22 protein-coding genes are annotated in these 26,612 nt (G+C 55.9%); 21 read left to right on the top strand and 1 reads right to left on the bottom strand.

All coding sequences use genetic code 11. From position 1 onward, the window contains the following. Positions 1–15 precede the first annotated feature (15 nt). From GDA65_09215 to GDA65_09170, 10 genes are all read left to right on the top strand, one after another. Positions 16–1,800 (top strand): c-type cytochrome, encoded by a 1,785-nt coding sequence (locus GDA65_09215; protein ID MBA5862873.1) that lies wholly within the window; start codon positions 16–18, stop codon positions 1,798–1,800. 102 nt (positions 1,801–1,902) lie between these two features. After that, positions 1,903–2,511, top strand: a complete 609-nt coding sequence (locus tag GDA65_09210) for an NTP transferase domain-containing protein (GenBank protein MBA5862872.1) — start codon at positions 1,903–1,905, stop codon at positions 2,509–2,511. 35 nt (positions 2,512–2,546) lie between these two features. Beyond that, positions 2,547–3,527: a hypothetical protein gene (locus tag GDA65_09205; GenBank protein MBA5862871.1), complete on the top strand. Its 981-nt coding sequence runs from the start codon at positions 2,547–2,549 to the stop codon at positions 3,525–3,527. Positions 3,528–3,624: 97 nt separating this feature from the next. Next, the gene (locus tag GDA65_09200) at positions 3,625–5,379 is read left to right on the top strand and encodes an arginine--tRNA ligase (protein ID MBA5862870.1); all 1,755 of its coding nucleotides are present in this window, start codon (positions 3,625–3,627) and stop codon (positions 5,377–5,379) included. Positions 5,380–5,392: 13 nt separating this feature from the next. Further along, the gene (gene tgt / locus GDA65_09195) at positions 5,393–6,550 is read left to right on the top strand and encodes a tRNA guanosine(34) transglycosylase Tgt (GenBank protein MBA5862869.1); all 1,158 of its coding nucleotides are present in this window, start codon (positions 5,393–5,395) and stop codon (positions 6,548–6,550) included. Between the two features lie 20 nt (positions 6,551–6,570). Beyond that, positions 6,571–6,891, top strand: a complete 321-nt coding sequence (yajC, locus tag GDA65_09190; GenBank protein MBA5862868.1) for a preprotein translocase subunit YajC — start codon at positions 6,571–6,573, stop codon at positions 6,889–6,891. A 35-nt stretch (positions 6,892–6,926) separates the two neighbouring features. After that, positions 6,927–8,576, top strand: coding sequence for a protein translocase subunit SecD (gene secD / locus GDA65_09185; protein ID MBA5862867.1), 1,650 nt, complete (start codon positions 6,927–6,929; stop codon positions 8,574–8,576). A 12-nt stretch (positions 8,577–8,588) separates the two neighbouring features. Then, positions 8,589–9,506 (top strand): protein translocase subunit SecF, encoded by a 918-nt coding sequence (gene secF / locus GDA65_09180; protein ID MBA5862866.1) that lies wholly within the window; start codon positions 8,589–8,591, stop codon positions 9,504–9,506. A 76-nt stretch (positions 9,507–9,582) separates the two neighbouring features. Then, positions 9,583–12,759 carry a PAS domain S-box protein gene (locus tag GDA65_09175; protein MBA5862865.1) on the top strand — a complete coding sequence of 1,059 codons (3,177 nt, stop codon included), beginning with the start codon at positions 9,583–9,585 and terminating at the stop codon, positions 12,757–12,759. Continuing rightward, complete coding sequence (locus GDA65_09170; protein MBA5862864.1) at positions 12,756–14,207, top strand: response regulator; 1,452 nt, start codon at positions 12,756–12,758, stop codon at positions 14,205–14,207. Before GDA65_09175 ends, GDA65_09170 begins: the two co-directional genes overlap by 4 nt. Before the next feature lies 1 nt (position 14,208). On the opposite strand, the gene GDA65_09165 is transcribed toward GDA65_09170, so the two are convergent. After that, positions 14,209–15,315: a hypothetical protein gene (locus GDA65_09165; GenBank protein ID MBA5862863.1), complete on the bottom strand. Its 1,107-nt coding sequence runs from the start codon at positions 15,313–15,315 to the stop codon at positions 14,209–14,211. A gap of 196 nt (positions 15,316–15,511) precedes the next feature. Between GDA65_09165 and GDA65_09160 the strand changes: the two genes are divergently transcribed. From GDA65_09160 to GDA65_09110, 11 genes are all read left to right on the top strand, one after another. Continuing rightward, positions 15,512–16,543, top strand: coding sequence for a hypothetical protein (locus tag GDA65_09160; protein MBA5862862.1), 1,032 nt, complete (start codon positions 15,512–15,514; stop codon positions 16,541–16,543). A gap of 12 nt (positions 16,544–16,555) precedes the next feature. Beyond that, positions 16,556–17,161, top strand: coding sequence for a 4Fe-4S ferredoxin (locus tag GDA65_09155; GenBank protein ID MBA5862861.1), 606 nt, complete (start codon positions 16,556–16,558; stop codon positions 17,159–17,161). A gap of 208 nt (positions 17,162–17,369) precedes the next feature. Then, complete coding sequence (locus tag GDA65_09150; protein ID MBA5862860.1) at positions 17,370–18,347, top strand: hypothetical protein; 978 nt, start codon at positions 17,370–17,372, stop codon at positions 18,345–18,347. Positions 18,348–18,445: 98 nt separating this feature from the next. Further along, positions 18,446–19,399, top strand: a complete 954-nt coding sequence (locus GDA65_09145) for a nitrite oxidoreductase, gamma subunit (protein MBA5862859.1) — start codon at positions 18,446–18,448, stop codon at positions 19,397–19,399. A 275-nt stretch (positions 19,400–19,674) separates the two neighbouring features. Then, positions 19,675–21,456 carry a radical SAM protein gene (locus GDA65_09140; protein ID MBA5862858.1) on the top strand — a complete coding sequence of 594 codons (1,782 nt, stop codon included), beginning with the start codon at positions 19,675–19,677 and terminating at the stop codon, positions 21,454–21,456. A gap of 82 nt (positions 21,457–21,538) precedes the next feature. Continuing rightward, a complete protein-coding gene (locus GDA65_09135; protein ID MBA5862857.1) occupies positions 21,539–22,660 on the top strand; it encodes a hypothetical protein in 1,122 nt (373 codons plus the stop codon). Continuing rightward, positions 22,660–23,505, top strand: a complete 846-nt coding sequence (locus tag GDA65_09130; protein ID MBA5862856.1) for a tetratricopeptide repeat protein — start codon at positions 22,660–22,662, stop codon at positions 23,503–23,505. Before GDA65_09135 ends, GDA65_09130 begins: the two co-directional genes overlap by 1 nt. A gap of 24 nt (positions 23,506–23,529) precedes the next feature. Next, positions 23,530–23,826: a twin-arginine translocase TatA/TatE family subunit gene (gene tatA / locus GDA65_09125; protein MBA5862855.1), complete on the top strand. Its 297-nt coding sequence runs from the start codon at positions 23,530–23,532 to the stop codon at positions 23,824–23,826. A gap of 45 nt (positions 23,827–23,871) precedes the next feature. Beyond that, positions 23,872–25,125, top strand: a complete 1,254-nt coding sequence (locus GDA65_09120; protein MBA5862854.1) for a hypothetical protein — start codon at positions 23,872–23,874, stop codon at positions 25,123–25,125. A 78-nt stretch (positions 25,126–25,203) separates the two neighbouring features. Beyond that, positions 25,204–26,046: a hypothetical protein gene (locus tag GDA65_09115; protein ID MBA5862853.1), complete on the top strand. Its 843-nt coding sequence runs from the start codon at positions 25,204–25,206 to the stop codon at positions 26,044–26,046. 144 nt (positions 26,047–26,190) lie between these two features. Beyond that, positions 26,191–26,610, top strand: coding sequence for a hypothetical protein (locus GDA65_09110; GenBank protein ID MBA5862852.1), 420 nt, complete (start codon positions 26,191–26,193; stop codon positions 26,608–26,610). Positions 26,611–26,612: the final 2 nt, after the last annotated feature.

The following is a 26,612-nucleotide window of genomic DNA, read 5'->3' as shown; positions in this document are numbered from 1 at the left end:
GTGGTGAGGTTAACAATGAGCAAACTTCGTATGAACGTAAAAGCATCCCCGATCATCGGGGCTGCCCTTGGTGCGCTTCTCCTTTCCGCAAGTGCGGTTGGGATCGGCCAAGCGGCAGATCTTCCTGAGGGTTTTGCAAAAGGGGATTTGGCCCCGGCTCCGCCGGCAGATATGATTGAAGCCGGAAAGCGCGTGTATTTCACGAAGTGCGTGTGGTGTCACGGCGTTGATGGGGCCGGTGACGGCCCAGGTGCCGATCGACTTTGGCCGCGTCCGAGAAACTTTAATCAGGGGACATTCAAAATTCGCCATACGGCGAGTGGAGAATTGCCTCTCTTCAATTACAATGAAAAGACCCCTGATTCCGGTAAGAACGACTTGTTCGATACCGTTACTCACGGTCTCCCAGGCTCTGCAATGCCACCATGGGAAGGTATCTTAACCGAAGAGCAGCGGATTCAAGTGCTGTCGTTTGTGACGACGCAACTAGTGAAAGACCGCAAATTTACGGACAAGCAGTCTGAGAGTCAGACCATTCTTCAGCTCGGCACGATCAAACCCGCCGAGGCTACAGAAGATAGCATCAAGAAGGGCGCGCAGTTGATCGTGGATAAGAAGTGTATTGAATGTCATGGCGTCGAAGGGCGCGGAGACGGCAATGCCTTTAATCTAAAGGATGACTGGGGGTTTTCTATTCAGCCAGCCAATTGGCACAAATGCTGGAACTTCCGTGGAAGTCGTCAGGATCCGTACAACGTCCGGAATATTTTCCGTACGTTCTCAACCGGTGTCAATGGAACGCCGATGCCGTCATTTGCGGATAGCACGTCAGTAGAAGAGCGTTGGAATATTGCGAATTTCGTGAACTCTTTGTGCGAACGCGATGAGGAAGGGAAGCCTCTCGGCATCGATCCTTTGACTGACAAGCCAAAAATCAATTTCGTGGTTCCATCAGCTCCCGTCGAAGGGGAAATTTCGAGCGATCCTGAGAACGAAATGTGGAAGAAGCAGGGTCGTCGGTATGTTGCCATGGGTGGTCAAATCACTCATAAGCCACGTAACTTCGTGAATCGTATCGACGATATTTGGGTCAAGTCGCTCTATAACGAAAAGAGCGTCGTGTACTTGATCCAATGGGATGACCGGACGAAGAGCATTGCAGAAGGCAAGCTTCCTTGGGCTCCGACCCAGGTGAACGTCGAAAGCTTCGGCGTGAAGGAGCAAGCACCAAAGACGGGTGAAGAAGGGTCCATCGCTGCGGCTCAGAACAATTATGCCGTCTATAACGATGCCATTGGCTTCCAGTTCCCGATCAAGTGGCAGGAAATCCCTGCTCCATTTAAACCACGATATTTGTGGGGAGATGCGAAGTTCAACGCCGACATTCTGAAGTGGGAGGCGGACGGCTCGTTGCGTTCCTTCAAGGGTACTGGATGGGATCAGGATTTTGAAGAGCGTGATGACTTCGAAGAGAAGGTTAAGTTGTTAAAGTCAGAGTGGAAAAACGGACAGTGGACTGTCATGATCTCCCGCCCACTCAAGGGCGACAAGGATGATTATGATGAGTACACCCGGTTTGATATCGGTAAATACATTCCTATGGTGTTTTTCGCCTGGGATGGACATAACGGTGATGCAGGACGCAAGATGGCCGTATCGGCCTTCTATTACACGATCCTTCAACCTCCGATTCCACAGGAAGTGTACATTTACCCGGCCGTTATTGCAGTTGGCGTGGTGTTCCTTGAGGGTTGGATGTTGACCCGCCGTGCCAACAAGAAAAAAGGCAAGGTCCTTTAAGCGATAGCAGCGAGTGTATGGTGTGATGGCGAGGGGGTGAGGCAACTCACCCCCTCGTTGTTTTTGGACCTGTTGTGTTACGTGCAGTGGGGCAGGAGTGTCATGATAGACGATGTCTCAGGTATCCTGATCGCCGGCGGTAGGAGCCGACGAATGGGGCAGGATAAACGTTTCATGCGGGTTGGGGGCGAAAGTGTGTTCGAAAGAACGTTGTCGCTGTTGCGTGTTACCTTTGCGGAGAACATTGTTGTTCTTGCTGAGCCTATCGAAATGCTTGATGTGCAAGGCTGCCGTGTGGCCTATGACCTGGTCCCCAACACGGGTAGTTTGGGAGGGCTATATACAGGTTTGATGAGCGCATCACGACCGAGGGTATTTGCTGTAGCGTGCGACATGCCATTTTTGGATCCAGAAGTCATCCGCTTCATGCTGTCCCATGATGAGACAGCTGACGTGATAGTGGCTAGATTGGCAGGGAGGTTTCAGCCAATGCAGGCGGTGTATTCGAAGCGCTGTGCCCCGTTTCTTCAAGCGATGGCCCAGCGAAAGGAACTCAAGATTCAGAGATTGTTTCAGCGGAAAGAACTGCGTATGACGATATTGACTGAAAATGATTTCCTGGCATTCGGCCCAGGGTTCCGCTCGTTCCAGAATATCAATACTCCGAACGACTTGGCTTTGGTCCAGTCGCCACGTTCTGCTCGTCCGTGACAGTTCGCGCAAATAGTGGTGGTGATTCAATAGGGGTGTTGGTCATTCATCCTGGGGCCTTGGGTGATGTGTTGTTGGCCCGCCCTGTGCTGTACACACTGCGCTGCCAATATCCTCAACATGAAATCGCACTGCTCTCGGCAAATGCTGTCGGCTCCCTTTTGTGCGAGAGCAAGGAGGTCGACCGGACGTTTCCTCTTGAAGGGATGTACCTGAGTCAATTGTTTGCGGGCCCCGAAAGTCTCAGTAGTCCATTCAAGACTTGGTTAGGTACATGCGAGATAGTGGTGGGATGGCTACGAGATGCGGAAGCGGCCGTGACCAATACGTTGCGCGCTGTAGGGGTTCGACACATCAACTTACAATCCCCGTTCGCCTCTGGTTTAGTTGCGGCCCATCAAGCAGATCGCTATTTCGAAGCTATCGGAATGGAGAGTGGCTCGCAAGGCTTCACCCGGACCTTGATCCTGCCCACCAAGCTTGCGAAGGGGGGGGAAGAGATCCTGCAATCGTGGAACTGGTGTGGCGAATCGCCATTGGTCCTGATTCACCCGGGAAGCGGCAGTGCTCACAAGTGTGTGGACGCCTGGCGCCTTGCAACGGTCATTGAGTGGTTGATCGAGGCCGAGATGACTCCCATGCTCCTCGAAGGGCCAGCTGATTGTCAGCAGGTTGCGAAGGTGCTTTCATCTCTGACCAGGCCGGTACCCGTCATTCGCCAGCTGAATTTGTCTGTGGTCGCTGGAGTTCTGGCGAAGGTGGCGCTGTATCTTGGACACGATTCGGGCATCACGCATCTCGCTGCCGCATTAGCCATTCCCACCGTAGCGTGTTTCGGTCCGACTCAGGCTTCCCGCTGGGCTCCACTTGGTTCCACGGTATCGGTCATAACCGGCATGCCATGCGCCTGCTCGAATTGGAGTGAAGTTGAAACTTGCCATGAGCAAGCCTGTCTTCAGATCCCTCCGGATCGCATGATTGAGGCCTGTCGTACCCAATTGATGAGGCGGTCATAGTTCTCTCGGACATCTCGTCATCTTGTCTCTCGCATCCCGGTGTGTTAGATTTCGAGATTAATTTTCGCTGTTTCCACGCAGACTTAGAGGGGTTCTTGTGGCTCAGGGAGTGGTGCAAGAGAAGGTTGCCCGAGCGTTGACCGGCGCGCTTCGCCTGGCTCAACAACGAGGAGTTCTTACGATTGAGCAGATGCCGGTGATTAACCTTGAGGCGCCAAAGCGGCCCGAGTGGGGGGATGTGTCCTGCACAGTGGCCATGTCCTTGTCTGCCTCCGAGCGACGGCCTCCCTTCGAAATTGCTCAGATTATTGTGGATCACATTCATGAACGAGAAGCTCTGTTCGCTCGAGTGGATATCGCGCGTCCGGGGTTTCTCAATTTCACGCTCAAACCTGATCTCTGGTTAGAAGTTCTGCGACGCATTGAAGCCCAGCGGGCAGAGTATGGTCACAGCCGGGTGGGACTAGGACGCCGGGTATTGGTGGAATATGTCAGCGCCAATCCGACTGGCCCCTTGCATGTTGGCCATGGACGTGGTGCTGCCGTTGGGCAGGCGCTCGTTCGCCTCCTCCGTGCCACAGGACATGAGGTCGTCAGCGAATATTATATTAACGATGCGGGCCGCCAAATGAAATTGCTTGGAGTGTCGGTCCTCGCGCGATACCTCGAATCGTGCGGACAGGCAGTCCCGTTTCCTGAAGATGGATATCAGGGAGAGTATATTCGCGCGGTCGCAGCGCACGTGAAGGCAGAACAAGGTGCGGCGCTGCTCTCCCTGCCTTCGAGTGATGCAGAGCAGCGAAGTAGGGAATTCGCATACCGGGAACTCCTGGCTCTGATACGGCAGGATTTAGAAACCTTCGGCATTACGTTCGAGTCCTGGTTCAGTGAAGCCTCATTGTTGTCCTCGGGTGCGGTCGAGCAGGTATTGGACGAATTGAGAAACCGGGACCTTCTTTTCGATCAGGACGGCGCGCAATGGTTTCGCTCGTCAGCCTACGGTGATGAAAAAGATCGGGTTGTCCGCAAACAGGAGGGGGAGTACACCTACCTCGCCTCCGACATTGCCTACCATCGCGACAAGCTGCGGCGTGGATTTGATCTCCTAGTTGATGTCTGGGGCGCCGACCATCATGGCTATATCCCGCGGATGCAAGCCGTGGTGCAGGCCTATGGCTATCCGAAGGAGCGTCTGCGGGTCGTGTTGGTGCAGATGGTGAATCTTCTCCGAGGCGGCAGAAAGGTCGAAATGTCCAAGCGGGCCGGAGAGTTTATTACCCTCCGCGAAGTCATGGACGAAGTTGGCGCGGACGCGGCTAAATTTTTCTTTCTCATGCGCGACTCCAGCACGCACCTGGATTTCGATCTGGAGTTGGCCAAGCAGCAGTCGCAGGAGAATCCAGTTTATTACGTGCAGTATGCGCATGCGCGGATCGCCAGTCTTTTGCGTGTGGCGGTCTCGCGGGGCATCGATTGCCCGCTTCCGAATGAGGCCGACCTAAAGCTGTTGGAAGATCCCGATGAACTCGCGATCATTCGAAAACTGTCAATATTTCCGGTGGTGCTGGAGGCCGGCGCCGTGGAGCTGGAGCCGCATCGGATGGCCTACTATCTCCGGGAGCTGGCGGGCCTGGTGCATCCTTACTACAACAAACACCGGATTTTGCCTCCGGCAGCCGACCTCGACGCGACCCCTGCCTCCCCAACCGAGCCACCGGCGTCTACCAGGCGGGTGTCCGAGGCGATGCCGCCAGGCCTTACAGGGGCGCGGCTGGCCCTCATGTGGGCGGTGCAACAGGTGGTCCGCAATGGATTGACGGTGCTGGGTGTCTCGGCCCCGGAGCAGATGTAGGACTGCCGATCGGATGTTGTCGTTTCGTATTACCCATGAGGACGCAGGCGGGGGGGCGCGGGTCGGTGTTCTTACCACCGGGCGCAGCGAGGTGGCGACGCCCGCTTTCATGCCGGTCGGATCGCTCGGCAATGTGCGCAGTGTCGATGGGGAAGAACTGCTCAAGATGGGCTACGGGCTGATCTTGAATAACGCCTATCACCTGTATCTGCGTCCCGGCCACAAAGTCGTGGAGGAGTTGGGCGGCGTTCACGGCTTCACGGCTTGGCCAGGCGCTATTCTCACCGACAGCGGCGGTTTCCAGGTGTTCAGCTTGGCAAAGTTTTGCAAGGTGACGGACGAGGGCGTGGTGTTCCAATCGCATATCGACGGGTCCTCACGATTCATCAGCCCCGAAACTTCGATTGAGATTCAGGAAGCGTTGGGCGCGGACATCATCATGGCATTCGACCATGTCGTGGCCTTGCCCTCGTCTGTCGATCAGGTTCGTGACGCCGCCAAACGGACCTCTCTCTGGGCGCGTCGTTGCGTGGAGGCCAAGCGTCGAACGGATCAGTCGTTGTTCGGTATCGTGCAGGGCGGATTGGATCAGGGCTTGCGGGTGAAGTCCGCGCGCGATCTGGTCTCGGTCGGGTTTGATGGCTATGCCGTCGGCGGCTTATCCGTTGGGGAGGACAAGGCCGACATGTACGCCATGTTGGATGTCACGGTACCCGAGTTGCCGTTCCTCAAGCCGCGTTATTTGATGGGCGTAGGCATGCCGGAGGATTTGGTTGAAGGCGTTGCGCGCGGGATCGATATGTTCGATTGCGTGGTGCCGTCGCGGCACGGCCGTACCGGGTGGCTCTTTACCTCCTTTGGACGTGTGGTGATCAAGCAGGCCCGGTATGCGCGGGACGAACAGCCCATCGATCCGGCCTGCCGGTGTCCGGTCTGTACCCGATACACGCGGGCCTATCTGCATCATTTGTTCGGCGTGAAAGAAATGTTAGGCGCGCGTCTCAATACGATTCACAATTTGTGGTTTTTTGCGAAGTTAATGGAAGAAATCCGGAGCGCCGTGCGGGGCGGAACATTTCAGGAGTTTCGCCGCGAGTTTCACCGGACGTATATCGTGGACCGGCCGGGCGGCGAGGGGCGGTCAGAAGTTGACCATACAAACGTGTCGTAAGGGCACAAGCAGGGGGCTGTATGTGGGATTCGGTGGCATGGGCACAGGGAACGTCGGGGAGTACGGGTGCGGGGGGAGGCCTCTTGTCGCTGGTCCCCTTCGTTCTGATCTTCATCATTTTTTATTTTATGCTGATTCTTCCGCAACAAAAACGTCAGAAGCAGGCGAAGGCGATGTTGGAAACCTTGAAGAAGGGCGACAAGGTGGTGACGGCCTCGGGCATTTGGGGCACGATCACCAACATGGGAAAAGAGACGGTGACGCTTCAAATTGCGGATACGACCAAAATCAAAATCCAGAAAGAGCATATTGCTCGGCTGCGCGGTGAAGAAGAAGACTGACGCACGCGACGGAGACGGGAAGGATTGGCGCACGTATGAAAAAAGTCGGCGGACGGTTGTTGGCCTTAGTGGCGATGGTGGTCGCTTCGATCATCTTTTTCTTGCCCTCCTACCAACCTCTTTACAAGGAATTGCCGCGGTGGATTCGTGAGGTTCTGCCGGACAAGGGCATTACCCTGGGGTTGGATTTGCAAGGCGGCATTCACCTGGTATTGGAGGTGGAGGAAGATCGAGCGGTTGAAATTGCGGTGGAACGAACGGCAGCGGGTCTTCAAGACCTTCTCGTCGAAAAGAAGATTCCCGCCGAATCGGTCAAGCGGACGGGAGCCTCGCAAATCACCGTCGGATTTCAAAATGCTGAACTGAAAGCGCAGGTGCAGAAGCTCCTGGATGACTTCCCGACCTATGTGGAGGTCGAGGCCGCCGGCTCTGCGAACAAAGTCGTGTGGGAGTTGCGGGATGCCGAGATTAAACGCATCAAGGATTCCGCCATCAACCAGGCGCTTGAAACGATTCGCAATCGTATCGATCAGTTCGGTGTGGCGGAGCCGTTGATTCAGCGCCAGGGGTTGAAGCAAGTGGTCGTGCAGCTGCCCGGAATTAAGGACGCCAAATTGGCGAAGGACCTCATCAAGCAAACCGCCCTGCTCGAATTCAAACTGCTGGACGATGAAAACCAACTCAAGCTGGATCTGCCGGGCCGGATTCAGAAAGGCAAGGAACGTGAGGACGCGTTTCTGAAGCAAGTTGAGGGGAAGGTTCCGGAAGGCGATCAGATTCTGTTTGAGCGGATCGTCGAAAAGGAGAGCGGACAAGAATGGTTGGCCCCTTATCTGGTCAAAAAGCGGGTCATGCTGGCCGGCGATGTATTGAGCGATGCCCGGGTCTCCATCGGCCAGTTCAATGAACCCTATGTGTCCGTGACCTTCGATGCGAAAGGGGCGCGGGAGTTTGATCGCATCACGGGCGAGAACGTGAAGAAGCGGATGGCGATCGTGCTCGACAATACCATCTACTCGGCGCCGGTCATCCAGGAGCGCATCAGCGGAGGAAGAGCCCAGATTACGGGAACGTTCTCCATGGAAGAGGCCAACAACCTGTCCATCGTGCTCCGGGCCGGAGCCCTGCCCGCTCCGCTGAAGATCATTCAGGATCTTACGGTCGGTCCTTCCCTCGGGCAGGATTCGATTGAGAAAGGCGTCAAAGCGACCCTCTTTGCGGGACTTCTCGTGATCGTGTTTATGGCGGCCTACTATCGATTGTCCGGAGTCATCGCCAATTTGGCGTTGATGCTGAACCTCATCTGTCTGATCGGGTCTCTGGCCGCGTTGAATGCGACGCTGACCTTACCAGGGATAGCCGGAATCATTTTGACGATCGGGATGGGCGTTGATTCCAACGTCTTGATCTTCGAGCGCATTCGCGAAGAGTTGCGACAAGGGAAAGCGGTCCGGGTGGCAATTGATGCCGGGTACGATAAAGCCCTTTTGACCATCGTCGATTCGCACGTCACGACATTGATTACCGGCTTTGCGCTGTTTTTGTTCGGCACCGGACCGATCAAAGGTTTTGCCGTGACGTTGTGCCTTGGCATCGCGATCAATCTTTTTACGGCGTTGGTCGGCACCAAGGTGGTCTTCGACCTCTTTAATCAGCGCAAGAAAATTGAGCAGCTCAGCATTTAGGAAGGAGCCGGTATGTTCGAGATTTTGGGAAGGACGAATATCGATTTTATGGGGAAGCGCACGATCGCCTTTGCGCTTTCCGGCATCCTGGCTTTTCTGGGCGTCATCGCGGTGCTGCAAATCGCGCGCGGGGCGGCCAATCTGGGAATCGATTTTGCGGGCGGGACGGCGGTGCAGCTCAAATTTGATCAGGCGATCAGAATTGACGAAGCCCGGCGCGCGCTGGAAACCAATGGTCTGGGATCGGCCGAGTTGCAGGAGTTCACGCAGGACAACAAGCTGCTCATTCGCGTGAAAGCCTCGACGACGATTGAAGAGAAGGTTGCGGAACGGGTGATGGCGGTGTTCAGCAAGGAATTTCCCGGCAACAAGTTTGTGGTCGATTCCAGCATGGAGATCGGCCCGACGATTGGAAAGAAGCTGCAAGAAGATGCCATGATTGCCGTGTTGATCTCGTTCGTCGGAATCGTGCTCTATATTGCGGTCCGGTTTGAACTGCGGTTCGGAGTGGCGGCTGCGCTGGCGACATTCCACGATGTCCTGGCAGTGTTGGGCGTGTTCTACATTTTGGATAAGGAGATCACCTTGTTGGTGGTCACGGCGCTGCTGACGCTGGCCGGGTACTCGTTAACGGATACTGTGGTGGTATTCGATCGGATCCGTGAGAATTTCCGCACGCGCCGGCGGGAAGATGAGGAAACGATTATCAATCAGGCCATCAACCAGGTCCTGAGTCGCACCATCGTCACCAGTTTGACCGTCGTGATCGTGCTCATTCCGCTGGTGCTGGCAGGCGCCGAGGTCTTACATGATTTCTCGCTGGCCTTGCTCGGGGGCGTGATGTTCGGCACCTATTCGTCCATTTTCGTGGCAAGCCCGTTGCTGCTGTTGTGGCCCGGCAGCGCCGGAAGCCTCCTCAAGCGTCGTTAGGCCTCGGCTCGTCCGAGCCGGGCCTAGGGCCCTACCTCCTGTGATGAGAGGGCCATTAGTCAGGGTACCAGCACGCATGCTGTTCTGGAGCCGGTCACACAGCCTCCAGCGGAAAATCATCACAGCCATTGTGATGGTCGGCCTCCTGCCGTTAGGTCTTTCTCTCATTCTGACCTATCTCGAAGAACGCCGGGCTTTGCGCGAGACCATCGGCGCCAACTTCAAGGAAGTGGCCGTCGAGGCCGCCCGGCGGATCGAGATGCAGGTCACGCGTGGAATTAACGAAGCGCAGCAGCTCGCCGCCACACCCTTTCTCCGCACCTCGGTGACCGAATCCAACCGCACCTATCTGGACAAGGACGAAAAGACCGTCCAGTCAATGATCAAAGCCTGGCAACAGCGGTGGCGCCAGCGGGACAAGCAAAGCGAGTTTCCGCTGTTCATCAACCGCATTGTGACCAATTACTTGATCCGATGGCACGATATCAGGAAAGCCGATTACGTGGGCATTTTCGTGACCGACAACCGCGGCGCGCTTGTGGTCAGTTCCATTCCACAAGTCGAGTACTACTATGGCAAGACGGCCTGGTGGCAAGCGTTCATGAAGCGAGGAACGGGGAAGGTCTTTGTCAGCGACATCTTCTTCGACCCCGCCTTCGGCACGCATGTGGTCAATGTATCGGCGCCGATCGTCGATGATGAACAACATACGACGATCGGCGCGGTCACGGTGCTCCTCCGCCGGGACACCCTGTTCCACTCCGTGTCTGAGGCAACGGTGGGTCAGACGGGGCATGCCATGTTGTTCACCTCTGACGGCGCGCCGATTGTCTGTCCGATCTTGTCACCAGAGGAACATGTGGTCAAACCCGAGTTGATTAATGCGATCAACGCGGCTGCGGCCGGCTGGACGACCGCCGAGAATGATTCTCATGGCGGAATAAATTCGATTGTGGGTTTCGCGCCGGTTCGCTTGGGGGCTGATCTCACGCCGGAAAGTCTGGGCGGCAAACGGTGGGTGGCCTTTGTACGGCAGGATCCCGCCGAATCCTACGCGCCGCTCTCGCGGCTCGTGGTAGAGGTCGCGGTGTATGGACTTGGGGTATTTGCCGCGTTGTTACTGACCGGTCTGACGGTCGCTCGTCGCATCGCCCGTCCCATCGGCCTGTTGCATGAGGGCGTGCAGAAAATCGGGAGCGGCCGTTTAGATCAGCAGTTGGACCTTAAGACCGGTGACGAAATCGAACAACTCGCTGACGCGTTCAATAAGATGGCGGCGAACTTACGCGTGTCGTTCGAACAGATCGAACACCGAATGGAGGATGTTCGCCGGTTGGAGGCGCGCTATCGCGATCTCATCGAGCATTCTCCGGAGATGATTTATCAGCTGAACAAGGCCGGCCAATTCGTGCATGTGAATAAAACCGGGTTGGATAAGCTGGGTTATTCGCTGGAAGAAATGCTTCAGATGCATCTCTGGGATCTGGTTCCCAAAGGGCGCGAGGCCGAGGTGCTGGCGTATCTGGAGCGCCTGGTCTCGCAAGGCCGCAGCACGATTGAGACGGTGTTTGTGGCGGGAGACGGGCATCCGATCGACGTAGAAATCCATTCGACGGCATTGTTCGAAAGCGGCGGCGGACTGGTCCATTCGCGTGCCTTTGTCCGCGATGTGACGGAGCGGCGCCTGCTGGAAGAGCAAATTCATCGCTACACCACCCGGCTCGAGCAGGCGGTGAATGAGCGAACGCAGCAGCTGGTGGCGTCGCAGGAGCGATATAAGGCGCTCTTCGATCTGGTGGCCGACTCTGTGTTTATGGTGGGCGAGGACGGTGTGATCGTCGCTGTGAACAAGCGTGAGGAGCAGGCGCTGGGGTATTCCGAGCAACAGGTGGTGGGGAACAGCATTCTCGAGGTGATCCTGCCGACGCATCACGAGGAAATGCGTTCGTTGCTGGCAAAAATCCACTCCGGCGAACGTCAGGTGCCGACGCAGGAAATCACGGTGCGTGATGCCGGCGGCAAGGAAACGCCGGTGGAGATGGATGTAATCTTGGTGCGCGGCAGCGATCATACCTGGGTGATGGTGCAGCTTCGCGACATTACGGATCGAAAGCGGCTTGAGCGGCAGATGCATACCTATCAGCAGGAGCTGGAAACGAAAGTCAGCGAGCGTACCCGCGAGATCGAAGAGACCAAGCAGTACCTTGAGAACCTGCTGGAAAATGCCAATGACGTCATTTATACCCTCGATAGTGAACAGTGTTTTACATATGTCAACAGCAAGGTTCTGGCCTGGGGGTATGCCAAGGAAGACCTGTTGGGGCGGCCGTATTTGGGGCTGCTGTCGAAGCGGCACCGGGGCCGCCGGTTGAAATCGACGCTGGATATTGGTGTGAAGCAGGTTTATGAGGTGGAGGTGCTGACGAAATCCGGAGAGCCCCGTTCTGTCATGGTGAGTGTGTCGCCGCTGCATGGGGTCGACGGGGAAATTCTTGGAGTCCTTGGTATCGCCCGTGACATGACCGACACGAAGAAACTCGAGCAGCAAATCAGAAATTCCGAGAAGCTGGCATCGGTGGGCAAATTGGCCGCAGGGGTCGCCCATGAGATCAACAACCCGTTGGGTGGCATTCTGAACTGTCTCTACAATATGCGTAAGGGGACACTGTCACCCTCACGCCAGGAAGAATATCTCGCGTCGATGGAAGACGGATTGCGTCGAGTGCAGCGGATTGTCCGGCAGCTCCTCGATTTTTCGCAGCAGCACAATCCAGAGCTTGCGCTGGCCGATATGAATCAGGTGGTCAATCGCGTCTTGTTGCTGATCGACCACCTGTTGGTGCCTCACCGGGTGCGGTTAGAGACGGACTTGGCCGTCGACATGCCAGAAATCATGATCGATCGTCATATGATGGAACAGGTCTTGATGAATCTCGTGTTGAATGCCATTCAGGCGATGCGCAACGGCGGCGTACTGACCATCCGCACGACAGTGCAAGAGGCCCATTGTCTGGTGCGAGTCCAGGATTCCGGGTGCGGCATTTCGTCATCTGTTCTGCCGCGGATTTTCGATCCGTTTTTCACCACCAAAAATGAGGGCGAGGGGACCGGGCTCGGATTGTCCGTCAGTTTAGGCATCGTCGAGCGGCATGGGGGGCGGATTGTGGTGGAAAGTGAAGTCGGAAAGGGCACGACCTTTATCGTCTCGATTCCGCTCTCGACCGAACGTTATGCCATTGGGAGGTTTTCGTGAAGGGGCTCAAAATATTGATTGTGGATGATGAACCGTTGATGCGGCTTTCTATGCTGGACGCCCTCGAAGGGGTCGGTTGCGAGGTCATGGCGGCGGCGACCGGCACAGAAGGACTGGCGGTCCTGGGCACGCGTCAGTTCGATATCGTGATTACCGACTTGCGTCTTCCTGGTGCCGATGGATTGACGATCCTCAAAGCATGCAAAGAACGGAGTCCAACGACCGAGGTCATTGTGATCACGGCGCATGGATCGGTGGATACGGCGGTGGGGGCCATCAAGCTTGGCGCATACGATTACATTACCAAACCGTTTCAAATGGAGGAGTTGCTGTTGATCGTCGAGCGCGTAGGCAAGTTCCTCGGACTGCGGCGGGAAAACCTTGAATTAAAGGAAGTGCTGGAAGACCGGTTCAGTTTCGGTGGCATCCACGGGCGCAACCATCACATGCGGGCGCTCCTGGAAAAGATCAAGCTGGTCGCGGCCACCGATTCGCCGGTTTCCCTGGTTGGAGAGCGTGGAACCGGGAAAGAACTGGTCGCGCATGCCATCCATTTGAACAGTCCGCGACGGGATCAGCCCTTAATCAAAGTGTGTTGCGCCGATCTTCCGGATCATCTGCTGGAGGCGGAACTTTTCGGCCATGAAAAAGGGGCGTTGTCCGGTGCCTTGCGCCGCCGCCGAGGCCGCTTCGAACTCGCGCATAAGGGGACCTTGCTGCTCGGTGATGTGGATGCGCTCTCTTCTGTCCTGCAAAATAAATTGTGGCGGGTCCTTCAGGAACGGAAATTTGAACGTGTCGGAGGGCGAGAACCTGTTGAGGTCGATGTTCGAATCCTCTGCGCGTCGCGGCAGGACTTGACGGAGGCGGTGGTGCAGGGGCGGTTTCGACAGGATCTCTGTGAGCACCTTGCCGCTGTTCAGGTGGTTGTGCCGCCCTTGCGCGAGCGACGGGAGGATGTCCTGGTCATTGCCGAGCATGTCCTGGAGAGAAAGTCAGGGAGCCTCAATAAATCCCCGAAGGGCTTTTCTCAGCCCAGTCGCGAGTTGCTCCTGCATTTTTCGTTTCCAGGCAATGTCGGAGAGTTGGAGCAGATGGTCGAGCGTGCCGTGGGATTGGGACGAAACGGAGAGCCACTGCAGCCGTGGGATCTGTGTGGATTCCAGACCTGTCCGTATCTCGGAGGTGCGCCTCAGCCGGATTGTGGATTCTGCGCGGAAGGTTTGTCGGCGAAGGCCGGAGCGCCTGAGGGCAATCCCGGTGCGACGCTGGCCGCTGCACGGGAAGCATTTGAGAAGGAGTACATTGAAGCGGCGTTGAAGCAGGTGGACGGCAGCCGAACCACCGCAGCCGCTGTGCTGGGGTTATCTAGGAAAGCTCTGTGGGACAAGTGCAAGCGCTACGGCATCTCCTCCGCCAAGGGCGAGGCGGAGGAGAGAGACGAGTAACTTACTCTACCGGCTCCTGACCGCCTTCCCACAGCTTCACCGTGCGATCCCAGGACGCGCTGGCCAGTCGTAGTCCATCTGGCGAGAGGGCAACTCCGCGTACGGGGCCGGTGTGGGTTTTGTCGGTCCTGAAGTTCCGGCCTGTTGCAATGTCCCAGAATCGAATGGTGTTGTCGTCCCCGGAGCTGATCAGGACTTTGCCGTCCGGTGACACGGTCAGGGAACGCACCCAGCCATTGTGCCCGCGAAGGACGCGGAGTTCATTCATCGTCGGCATTTCAAAGAAGCGAATGGTGTTGTCGCGGCTGCCGGTGATCAGAATCTTGGCATCGGGCGTGAAGGTCATCGCCCCGATCCAAAACTCCATCGGTTTTTGAAATCCGCCGTCGTCTTCAATGAAGAAGCCGCGGGTTTCCGTCGAGTCTTCAGCCGTTTCCTCCCAATGACCGTTATGGAGGATTTTTTCTTCTCCGCTCGGTAACACTTCCCAGATACGAATTTTCCCGATGTCGGACCCGCTGGCGAGATGCACGCCGTCCGGGGAGAACGCCACACAGACCGACCAATGGTGATCGTATTGATCTTTGCCCAACAGGGTCATAAGGTCGGTTCCGGTCGTGACCTCCCAGATCTTGATGTCTTTATTGTGACTTCCTCGGGCCAGCATCAGGCCGTCAGGGGACAGCGACAAACTGCACACGTTGTGATCGTAGCGAGTAAATAAGAGCTTGGTCGGTTCTCCAGTCTTCGGATTCCAGAGGCGAATCGTTCGGTCTTCGCTGCCTGAGGCGAGCGTGCGGCCGTCCGGCGTGAAGACGAGGGCGCGGATGTCGGCGGTGTGGCCGCGTAATGAACGCAGGAGACGTCCGGTTTCAATATCCCAGATACGGACGTATCGATCGACGCCGCCACTGACGATGGTCTGGCCGTCTGGCGCATAAGCAACCGTCCACACGCCATGTGAATGCCCGCGGAAGGTCTTGAGTTCCCGGAACCCGGTTTTCCAATAATCTAAATGGTCGACAGCCGGTGTCGCCGGACTTCCCCCTGCGGTTGGCATCGGTGCTGCGGAAGGAATTGTCGGGGGCGTGGTCGTTGAGTTGCTCATAGAAAGTCTGTGCCTCGTCCCTGGTGTGAGCGGGGCCAGCTGGCCCCGGCCTGCCCTCCGCGGTTTGCAAACAACGCCGAGGGGTTTGTATAATCGGCCGTTATTTTTAGGATCGTAAGAGAAGGACCGTGAGCAAGTCAAGCGCAGTGCTCATGCAGGTGTTATCCCTTCATTGTAACCGAAGATGTGAGGTCTTATGACTACCGGGGTAGAAGTATCCAAGCCGTCGATGGAAATCCGATTTCAGCCGGCCTTACTGCAGGAAGTCATCGATTCGTTTATTGAAAAAACGGAGCGGGAAGGGGACCCGACGTACTATAAGGAATTTCACGAACTGGCTGATCCGATCTATGAGAAATTCACGCTGGATGATCGCGAAGCGGAGTTCAAGAAACTGTACCAGTACCTGTTCGGTATCTGGGGTTTTTCCGATATCATCCGTGACGCATTCAACGAGTTTCCCGACCTGAAGGCCCGAGTCGGGGTCGTGTTGGTCAAAGGAGTGCTGAAGGAAGATCAGGAGGGCGTAGACGTGCTTCGCAAATGGGGTTCCGTCGAGCACGATCTGGCCAAGCAATTCGAGGAAAAGGGGCTCAAGGGCGTTGGCATTAAACTGATTCCACGGCGCTTCTATGATCCTGCGTTGACTCGGTATTGCCGTCACGAACTCATGCACATCAACGATATGCTTGATCCGGCCTTCGGGTACGATCCTGACACCAGGGTTGGACAAAATCCCGGCGAGGAAACCCTCATTCTGCACCGCTACCGCATCCTCTGGAATATCAGTGTCGATAGTCGGCTGATTGCGCTCGGGAAAGAGCCGATGCTTCAAAAGGAGGATCGGTTCAAGGAGTTCCGCTCCTGGTATCGCAAAATTCCGCCTGCTCAATTGAAATCAGTATTCGAAGGGTTGTGGCAGACGAGCTACTTCACCCATTCGGAACTGGTGGAGATGGCAACCGATACCCTTCGCATTTTGGATCGCGCCGTCGATGTCGAGGGCGGAGAAATCCCGGAGACTCAAAACAAGGTCATGTTGATGCCGGGGTTCCCATGCCCCTTGTGCCGGTTCCCGACGTATACCTGGGTGGAAGACATGGAGACAAAGTTGGAGCCATACATTTTGGACTTCATCCGCGAAAACCATCCGGGGTGGGACGTCGAATATGGGGCCTGCGATCGTTGCGTGGAAGTGTATAAGTTGCGTGCCGATGGGGTCATGTAGTCGGAGAGCAACGTGGCCGGTGATCCCACATACGGGCGTCGTGATTTTCTGAAAGATTCCGTGGTCTCGGTGGCCAAGGCGGCGAGGGAGTTTGCCATCCATAAGGATGCGCCCCGCGAGCAGCCGGCCGCTCCCCTGCGGACGGACTGGCTGCGTCCGCCGGGCGCCGTCGATGAATCCGCCTTCCTTGAACGCTGCACGCGTTGCAGCGATTGTATCAAGGCATGTCCGCCGGGGGCGATCGTAAGTGATCTTTCGAACGGCACTCCGGTGATTTTTGCCAATCAAGTGGCCTGTGAGCTCTGCGAGGATTTTCCTTGCATTGCCGCCTGCGCGACGGACGCGCTTCTGCCGGTTGCCGATAGTGTTGAGGTGCGCATGGGCATCGCTACGGTGTCTCATCGTGTTTGTACAGCTGGGCAGGGGTGCCATGCCTGCGTATCAAAGTGCCCCGTCGAGGCGCTCTCGATGGATTTCCATGCGCTCCGTCTTGTCGTGGAGCAGGAGCACTGTGTCGGATGTGGGATGTGCGAGCAGATCTGCAAGACCGTCAATGATCGCATTGCAATCAAGGTCATCCCAGCGAGAAATCTTTCTGCGGGCAGCATTAGCTACTGAGTCAGTCGTGTGTTAGAGGGCTGAAACGTGAGATTCATCATGCAAATTCATGAAACAACTGCACAGAGGCGGCGGCAAAGGAGAGAGACTTCATGCTTGACATCCCTCCCTCCTTTACCTATCATACGCCTCCTGTGCCGTAGGACTCAGATGTTGCGTAGTGTGCGGAAAAAATGCGCAACATGTTGAGGTGAGGAGCAAGATACGTATGACATCGAAACAAGTCGTGCAGCCTACCTCCCCGGCCTCCACCGCAATTGCTCCCCCCAAGGCAGTTCCGATCAAGGATTCGCCTGCGGTCGAGCGAGCGCTCAACCGTAGCAAGATATATCTTCTGTTCTCCTGGAGTTTGTTGTATCCGGAGGACGAGGAGTTTTTGGATTACCTGCAGTGCGGTGAGTTCGTCGAAGACGGAAGAGCTGCCTTAGACGGGTTGCGGCTCGCGTTGGACGGAATCGGGGGCGACCGTGCCGCTCAAAAGATCGCCTTGATGAAGAAGCAATTCGATCAGATCGAGAAGTTGGTCTCGGCGGAGTGCGTCAATTGGCAGATTGGCGATCTGCAGACCGAGCACCGTCGGGTATTCACCAATGTGATCACGTTGGATTGTCCGCCCTACGAGACCCTTTTTGGTAACGATCACGTGTTCGCGCAATCGCACGTCATGGGCGACATTGCGGGATTCTACAAAGCGTTTGGTGTCGAGCTTTCAAAGGACGTTCACGAACGGCTGGATCACTTGAGTGTCGAGCTCGAGTTCATGCATTTCCTGACCTATAAAGAGTCCTATTCCCGTTGCCACGATGGTGTCGATAAGACCGAAATCGTAGTCGATGCACAAAAGAAGTTCGTGAAAAATCACATCGGCCGATGGGTGCCGTTGTTCTGCCGGATGTTGGCAAAAAAATCCGATACCGGATTGTTCAAACTCATTGCCGACTGTATGTCGGAATGGATGGATTTTGAGGTCGCCTTCCTTGGAGTAACCGTGCAGCCTTACTCCGAGGCGGACTACAGACCAGCTACCTTCAATGCTCCGGAAGGTCAAACCTACGAGTGCGGGGCGCAGGACAAGGGAAATGAGCTCAGTATGTTGCTGAGCGAAGTCGGCGCTGAGTCCTTCATGGATCAGAAGACAAAAGAGAAGGACGGCGAAAAGAGCGAGGGCCCAGTCGGGACTGCGTAGGAGTTCTCGGTTTTCGGGCGGTGCAGTATCGGTTTTCGGTAGACGTTATACGTTCCTAGTTCTTTTTCTTATTAATCTTTCAGAGGAGGGCATACGCAATGAGACTGGTGCAGACACGCAACAAGCGTTTGGTGTTTGGCATTCTGTTCTCTGCGCTGATCGTTGGCATCATGTTGACGATCGGGCAGGTGCCTCTCGCGGTCAGCCAACCGGTGACCATTCCCGTGAAGGCGATCAAGGGGGCAATCCCGATGGACGGTGCAAACCCCATCTGGGAAGGAGTGCCGGGTGTCATCATCCCGTTGAGCGGGCAGACCATCACAACCCCGATGCACCCGAATATTTCGGTGAAATCGGTGTTTGTGAAGGCGGTCAGCAATGGGAAGGATTTGGGGTTGCGCCTTGATTGGAGCGACCAGACCAAGAACGATACGGCGATCGGTCCGCAGGATTTTCGTGACCAAGTAGCCATCATGTTCCCGGTCAACACTGCGGGCGCGCCGCCCTTCCAGTGCATGGGCCAGTCCGGCGGGACGGTCAATATCTGGCGCTGGAATGCGGAGTGGCAGAAGGATCTCGGCAAGGATAGCGCCGGAATGTGGGATGTGGATGACCAGTATCCCGGCATTTTCTGGGACTACTATTTCGAGGAGCCGGCTGGTGGAGTTACCTATCCGGATCGTATCGGCCGGAGCCTTGGGCCATTCAATTCCGGTATCTGGTCCGGTAACATCATGTCCGACCCGACCCTGCGCGTCAGCTCCGTTGAGGATCTGAACGCCAACGGGTTTAGCACCTTGACCACCCAGGCCCATCAGGATGTGATCGGCAATGGCGTGTGGGAGCCGTCAGGTTCCCTCAAGGGCGGTGGATATACCGGTCCGACCTGGCGCGTAGTCGTGAAGCGTTCGCTGGAGACCGGCGATACGAACGACACCCAGTTCAAGGCGGGAGCATCTGTGCCCATCGCGTTTGCGGTGTGGGACGGCTCCAACATTGAACGGAACGGCATGAAGTCTCTCTCCACGTGGTTCACGCTGAAGTTGCCGTGAGCTGAGCGGGCTGAAGAAGCCTGCCCCCGCCCTTGTGCCGGGCGGAGACGTGTTGAGGATTTAAAGCAGAGGGCCCCGAGTTCTTGTCAGAGATGGCAAGGTGACTCGGGGCCCTCGTGCATTCTGAGGAGACGTGCGTGCAGTCTGGGTGAGGGTGGAATTTCTTGTGGCTTGCAGGCGGAGGGTTGCTTTCGGGCTGGAGTGGAGTGTATAAACCGATACGGTGCAAATCTCCTGAAAACACTGATTTTCCTGCTTAATATAAAGATAATTTTATGAAGGTTTCTCTCCTATTTCCACCAACGTGGCACCCTTCGCAACCGTACCTGAGCCTCCCATCTCTCACAGGTTTTCTCACCCAAGCCGGAGTGAAAAATGTCTCACAGCGCGATCTCGGCATTGAGCTGTTAGACAAGGTGCTCACCCAGTCCTTTGCTCACGGTCTCTATCAACAGCTGGTAGAGAAACAGCGGAGTCTTGAGCGGGAGCGTACGGGAGACACCGGGCCTGGAAGTGCGGAGCAGCTCGCGCGGGTCATCGAGTCCCTTGATCGCTTCCCCTATTTATTCGAGCGTATCGAACTGGCCAAAGAGACATTGCGCGGAGAAGGCTTCTATGACATAGAAGCCTATCGCAACAGCTTGTTTCTGATTGATAAGTGGCTTGAGGTGCTCTCATCACTCTATTTTCCGACCAGAATGACGGTCGTTGACAATCAATTTGGTGACTATTCGATCTACTCCTCGAAGGATTTGGTCAAGGCCATCCGTGACGAAGGACAAAACCCCTATATCAGTCTCTTCCGCGAGCACGTATTGCCTTCTCTTTTGACCGATCGCCCTGATTTGGTCGGGGTCTCGATCACGGCCACGTCGCAAATTATTCCGGGGCTCACGCTCTGTCGATTGATGAAAGAGCATGCGCCGGAACTGCATGTGACCGTCGGGGGCAGTATCTTTACGCGCCTGGTCGATAATCTGCGCCGCTGTCCCTGGCTTTTCGATCTCGTCGACGATTTCGTGGTGTTCGAGGGCGAGACTGCCTTGCTGGAGTTGGTGAATCAGATGGACGGCAAGCGTGATTTCAGCAAGGTGCCCAATCTGATTTATCGTCAGAACGGCAAGATCACGGTTAATCAGCCGTTCTATTCAGAAAATATCAATCAACTTACTGCACCCAATTACGACGGATTTCCACTCGATCTGTATTTGTCTCCGGAACCGGTTCTGCCCGTGCAGTTTTCTCGAGGCTGTTATTATAAGGACTGCGCGTTTTGCGCGTTGACGCTGGATCACCAGAACTTCCGGCAGCGCGATCCGGGCAAGACGGTGGACGATCTGGTCTGGTTGAAAGAGCGCTATGGCGCGCAATCGTTTTTCTTTACCGACGAATGTTTCGCGCTGTCGCCCACCAAGCGTCTTTGCCAGCAGATGATCGATCGTCAAGTTAATGTGAGGTGGACCTGCGAGTTGAGGTTCGAAAAGAATCTCTCGCGTGAATTGCTCACACAGATGCGGGACGCCGGTTGCCTGAAAATCGTATTCGGCCTGGAGTCGTTCAATCAGCGGGTCATGGATTTCATGAAAAAAGGGATCAAGCAGGAATCCGTGCGCCGGATTGTCGATGACTGTGTCGAGTTGGGCATCGCGGTGCATTGCTACGTGATCGTTGGCTTCCCCACTGAGAAGGAAGAGGAAGCGCTGGAAACGATGAATTTTGTGGTGGGAAATACCAAGCTTCACGAATCGTACGGCTTCTCGTGCCAGCCCTGCCTCTTCGACTTGGAAAAAGAAGCGCCGATCATGAGTGATCCGGGAAGTTATGGCATTCGGCGGATCATGCGGCCGGCCACCGAAGATTTGAGTCTCGGATTTTTTTACGAAGTGCAGGAAGGTATGACGCCGGCTCAGGCCGAACAGTTGTACCAGCAGGTGTACGAAAAGATCAGCGAAGTCGTGTGCGAGTTGCCGTTTAACTATTCTATGGCCGACGGGCTATTGTATATCGCCCGGGCCAAGTCGCAAGCGGTGCAGGTACCACAACCTACCGTGTCGTAGATCGGAAGGCGGGCCGCGCGGATTGATGCCTTGGGCGCGGTGTGGTGACTAGGTTGAACACGTTTGCCAGGGGGGGCTGGAGATGTCTGCTATAGCCGCCGCCGTCGAACGGCCAACAGGACGAGTTGACGATCAGGGATTGCTGTTCGAATACACCATTAAGCTGGTGCTGTTCGTCGGATTCTTTGAGCTTGTTCTCTATCGCCTGGTTTCTCGTCTGGGCATGCATATCAGCAAGATTGCCGCTCAGCACGAATGGATCGGAACGGTGTTCCAGCTGCTCACTTCCATCGGGTTTGCACTGTTAAATGTCGTGGCCATTTTTGTCTTTCTCGCGCTCGTGGTCTTGCTGGTCAATCGCGCCCGCGTAAGAGGGATCACAGGTTTTAACGTCGTGACCATCCCCAGTGTGGCGCTGCTGCTGATTTTGACGGTTGCCTTTCTCATCGTGCAACCGGCCATGCTCGGTTCCATTGCCTACAATGTTGTAACCATCATCGCACTCACCGCCCTGATGCTGGAGTATCTCTCACAGCAGCAGGAGTGGTCCAAACGCGTCATGGGTATCGTCTATTATTTCGGGATTTCCGGATGGCTGTACTATCAAATCTTCTCCACCACCTACGGATGGATGGGAGTGATTGCGGCGCCGCCGTTTGTCTATGAAGCCAATCGCATCGGCGAAGCGCTGATGGTGTTGGCCAGTATCCTGGTCTTTTGGGCATATGGGCGCGGGGTGTCGTTCCGTACCAGGAATAAGCAACAAAGGCGCCGTGCTATCTGGTTCGGGGCGGTTTCGGCGGTGGTGTTTTTTGGCCTGTTGTTTATGGATTATTTCCTGGGCCTCTATAACCCGGCTCTGGCCCATTCCATCCGGAAGGCCGGCGAAGGGATCAGCTGGATCTTTCAGATGGGCATGGGCTACACTTTTTATTTACCCTTTGCCTTTTATGTCGCCGGACTGCTGTGCTGGTCCTACACGGTCATCAGGCTCGTGACAATGGGACGTCTTGCGGGATACGGCCTGGCATTGATGTTTATCGCCGGCTATGCGCTGTTGTTTTCCAGTTTGACGTTAATGGTCATTCTTGGGGTAATGTTATTGACACTCGACCGCCCGAAGGGAACGGTTACTGAGCAGGCGACACTGAGCAGGCCGCCACTCGTCGGCACGCAGGAGTCTCTCGTTGGCGGACCAATTTAATGGTTGACTCACCCAGATTAGGACACGTTGTTATGGACGAACACACACAGACTGGCGGGGCGGAACAGGGGAGTGCGGCAGTGGATCCCGGCGATCAGCCGTTAAATCCTGATGAGGAAATTGCTGAGATTGAAAAGCTGCTCACAACCGAGCCAGATGATTTTCAGGCACGTTGCCGATTGGGTGAGCTGTACTTCAGTAAAGGGCGGTTGGACGACGCGCTGACGGAAGTGAAGAAGTCAATTGAGATGGCCGAGGGGCTTAGAACGGAAATGAATCGCTCGTTGGCGATGTACTACTCCAACCTCGGGACCATCTATGCGACGAAGGGCATGATCGACGAGGCGGAGGCGGAGTTTAAGCGTGCGCTCGACGTGCATGCCTATGATGTCTTGGCGCTGTTCAATCTCGGCCGGGTGCAGGCGGACAAGCGAAAGTACATGGAGTCGAAGAACTATTATGAACGGCTGGTTGAGATCACGCCGGACGATCCGATGGCATGGTACAATCTTGCCGGCGTCTACGTAGAGCTCGATAATCCCCAAGTCTCCGACTACAACACCATGGACATGGCGATTCAGTGTTATCTGCGCGTCCTCGAACTGGACCCGAAGCACTTAGAAGCGAGCTTCAAGCTCATGGAAATCGCCCTCAATCACCGAAAGACAGATTTGGCGATTAAGGTGATGGAGAGCGCGGTGGAACACAGTCCGGACGAGCCGCTCGCCTATTACAATTTGATCAGCGTCTACGATAAGTGCAAAATGTTCGAGCAGGCCGAGCAGGCCAGGCAGCGTTTGAAGGAACGATTTGCAAAGAAGGCCAAAGAGGGACCCGCATCCTGAACATGTGAGCAAAGGAGACACACCATGTTTGGCAGCCTTGGTTTTACAGAGTTGATCTTGATCCTGTTTATTGTCTTGATTATCTTCGGGGCCGGGAAGTTGCCGCAGCTTGGTGAGGGAATCGGCAAGGCCATCAAGGGCTTCAAGAAATCCGTTCATGAAGCGGATGCGATCGAAGCCGAAGCGCAGGCGCAAGCCCAGCAACAGGCCGAACCCGTGCAGGCACAGTCTATCGCCGCGCAACCCACGGCTCCAATGCCCACACCTGTTGTGGAGCAACAAGTCGCTGCGGCGCCTCCTGCCGCGCGCGCGCAGGCATAAGATTTTCGACAATTCGGGCCTAGCCTAGAACGGACGCACAACGTTATGGAAACAGATGTTCAATTAGCTCCCGGATACATCGAAACCTTTGCCGGAAATGGAAAGGCCAGGAGTACGGGGGATGGCAAGCGCGCCGTGAAGGCCGGCATTCCCCTCCCGCACCACGTTGCTCTGGATCGGGAAGAAAAGTGGCTGTACTTCGCCGAGTCAGGATCTGATCGCGTTCGCCGCGTCAGTCTGGCAGAAGGCACCGTCCATAATTTCGCAGGTATCGGGGAGACCTGCTACAGCGGAGACGAAGGGCCTTGTGGGGAAGCAGGGTTGTATCTGCCGCTGGATGTGGCCTGTGATTCCAGGAACGACCTGTATGTGTGCGATTCAGGCAGTAACCGGATTCGGAAGATTGATCGTGAGACTGGAATCATCACGACCGTGGTGGGGACCGGCGAGCATGGCTTCAATGGGGACGGACCGGCGTTGGATGTCAATCTCACGTGGCCTGCCGCCATTGCCTTCGACGCGGACGATGTCATGTATATCGCCGACACGCAGGCACACCGGATTCGCCGCTACGATTCACGGACAGGTCGCGTGGAAACCATTGCGGGCACCTGGACGGCTGAGGATGAGGCCAGGGAGCAGCCTCTGGTTGCGCGTAATCTGGTCGTGTTGTCCGGGGATGCGATCGGTATCGATTTCAGCGACGATAACGGCTGGCTCATGCCTGTGTGCTCGGATGGGCTCAATCTCTCCATGTATCTGGATGATGGTCGGCCAGCTCTTGAGGCGCGGCTCTATGATATCGTCGGAATCGCCGTCGACAATGCCGGCGATGTGTACGTTGTGGATAAGGGCAGCAATCGCGTACGCAAGATTGATCACCAGACCGGACTGATCTCTACGCTTGCCGGTGTGTGCCGCTATGGGTACGATGGCGATGGAAAGCCGGCGGCCAAGTCGATGTTGCACGCGCCGGAAGCTATTGTGTTCGATCAGCACAACCATGCCTACATCTCCGACACCGGCAACCATCGCGTTCGCAAGGTCGAGGCCGAGACGGGAATTATCAGCACGGTGGCCGGGAACGGGGATAGCGGATATGACGACAAGAATATGGGTGGCTGCGGTGCCGCTCGTTTTGTCGCCAAAGACGCAGCCGGCGCACTCAAGCATGGAGACGGACTGCTGGCTATTGAGGCGGTGGTGAATGCTCCGGTGGGGTTGACGCTCGACTCCCAAGGATGTTTGTATATCTGCGAGCGGGGTGAAAACAAGATTCGTCGCGCCAAGTTGTGGTAACGCTTGGAGGACGGAATCAATGCTCCCGTACAGGGAACGGGCGAGGGCGTTTTCACGACTAAGGCCACGCGCCGGGACATGAGGCGAATGACGTCGGTCCACACATCCCGCACCAGGTTGTTGAGTCTTCTTTCCGTTCTGCTGGTTCTCGCCCTCATTCTGGGTGGTCTCGGGATTCCCATCGTCAGCTCCGAAGGCATGATTATCCGAGCGCAGGTTCACTCGGGAGATATTCCCGTGGCCCCGGAAGATCCGCTCTGGCAAAAAATCGCGCCGATGACCCTGCCGTTAAGCGGCCAGATCATTACCCGTCCGGTATGGCCGGAACCAACAGCTCACGCATTGACGGTACGCGCCCTGCACAACGGCACCGATATCGCGTTCTTGCTGGAATGGCAGGACAATACGAAAAACGATCGGTTGACGCCCGGCACATTTCGAGATGGAGTAGCCTTGGGGTTGCCGCTCGGTGATGCTCCGGCGTTTTTCTGTATGGGACAATTGGACCATTACATCAATATCTGGCACTGGAAAGCCGATTGGCAGAGCGACATTGACCGGCGGGCAGCGAGAACCACCGAAAAGGATAAGGCCGGCGGGAGTGAGCCCAGGCGGTTCGAAGTGATTCCGCGGCGGGCCTCCTCGGTGGAGGATTTGATCGGAGGCGGATTCAGCACCCTGACCACGAAAGAAAAGCAGGGGCGTGTTCAGGGAAAGGCGACCTGGAAGGACGGCATCTGGCGCGTCGTGATGCGCCGTCCCCTGTCGAGTGAGGAGCAGGAGAATGAAGCGAAGCTGATTCCTGGGCGTATCCAAGTGGTATCCTTCGCAGTCTGGAATGGTGAGAATAAAGAACGCAACGGGCAAAAGGCGATTGCCCCTTGGTTTCAACTCGCCTTGGATCCGGTCACAAAGACGTAACTCTTCCTGGTAGGATGAGGGAAAAGCCCGGCGCCATCGGCGCCGGCTTGGTAGGCGAAAGCGAGAGGCGCTCTCTTGGAGGACAGGTTTCAGATCCATCGCGTGATTCACAACAGAGCCCTTTCCCTCGGAAGGGCTCTTTGTGTGTGTGGCCTGGGAGTGTTCCTTATTGCCGCAGTCTGGAATACTCCAGCCGCCGCAGACCCGGGCAGCAATGGCGACATGACAGTGGAGGAAGCCATTCAGCTCGGAGAAGAATTCGGCATCGCGGTTGGTGAAGTCGACGAAGAGGTCCAAAAGGAGCTCAAACTTCAGCGTGCGGAAGGCGTCGCCGTCTTTGAGGTCATCGGAAATTCACGGGCCGATTATGCCGGAATTAAGGTCCGGTCCGTCATCAAAGAGATCGATAAAAAGGAAGTCCGCAACCTGATCGATTTCGGCAAGGCCGTCAAAGTCGCGATGAAGGAATGTAATTTTACCGTCGGGACTTATGAGCCGGCTGATCCAGGCAATCCGGTGGGATGGGGCGTGAACTTTCATTTCGTCGGCTGCAAACGGGATTAATG

It is taken from the genome of Nitrospira sp. CR1.1, assembly GCA_014055465.1.
Classification (GTDB): Bacteria; Nitrospirota; Nitrospiria; order Nitrospirales; family Nitrospiraceae; genus Nitrospira_A.
Note: the sequence above shows the minus strand (reverse complement) of the source record. Positions and strands in the feature narration are given on the sequence as shown.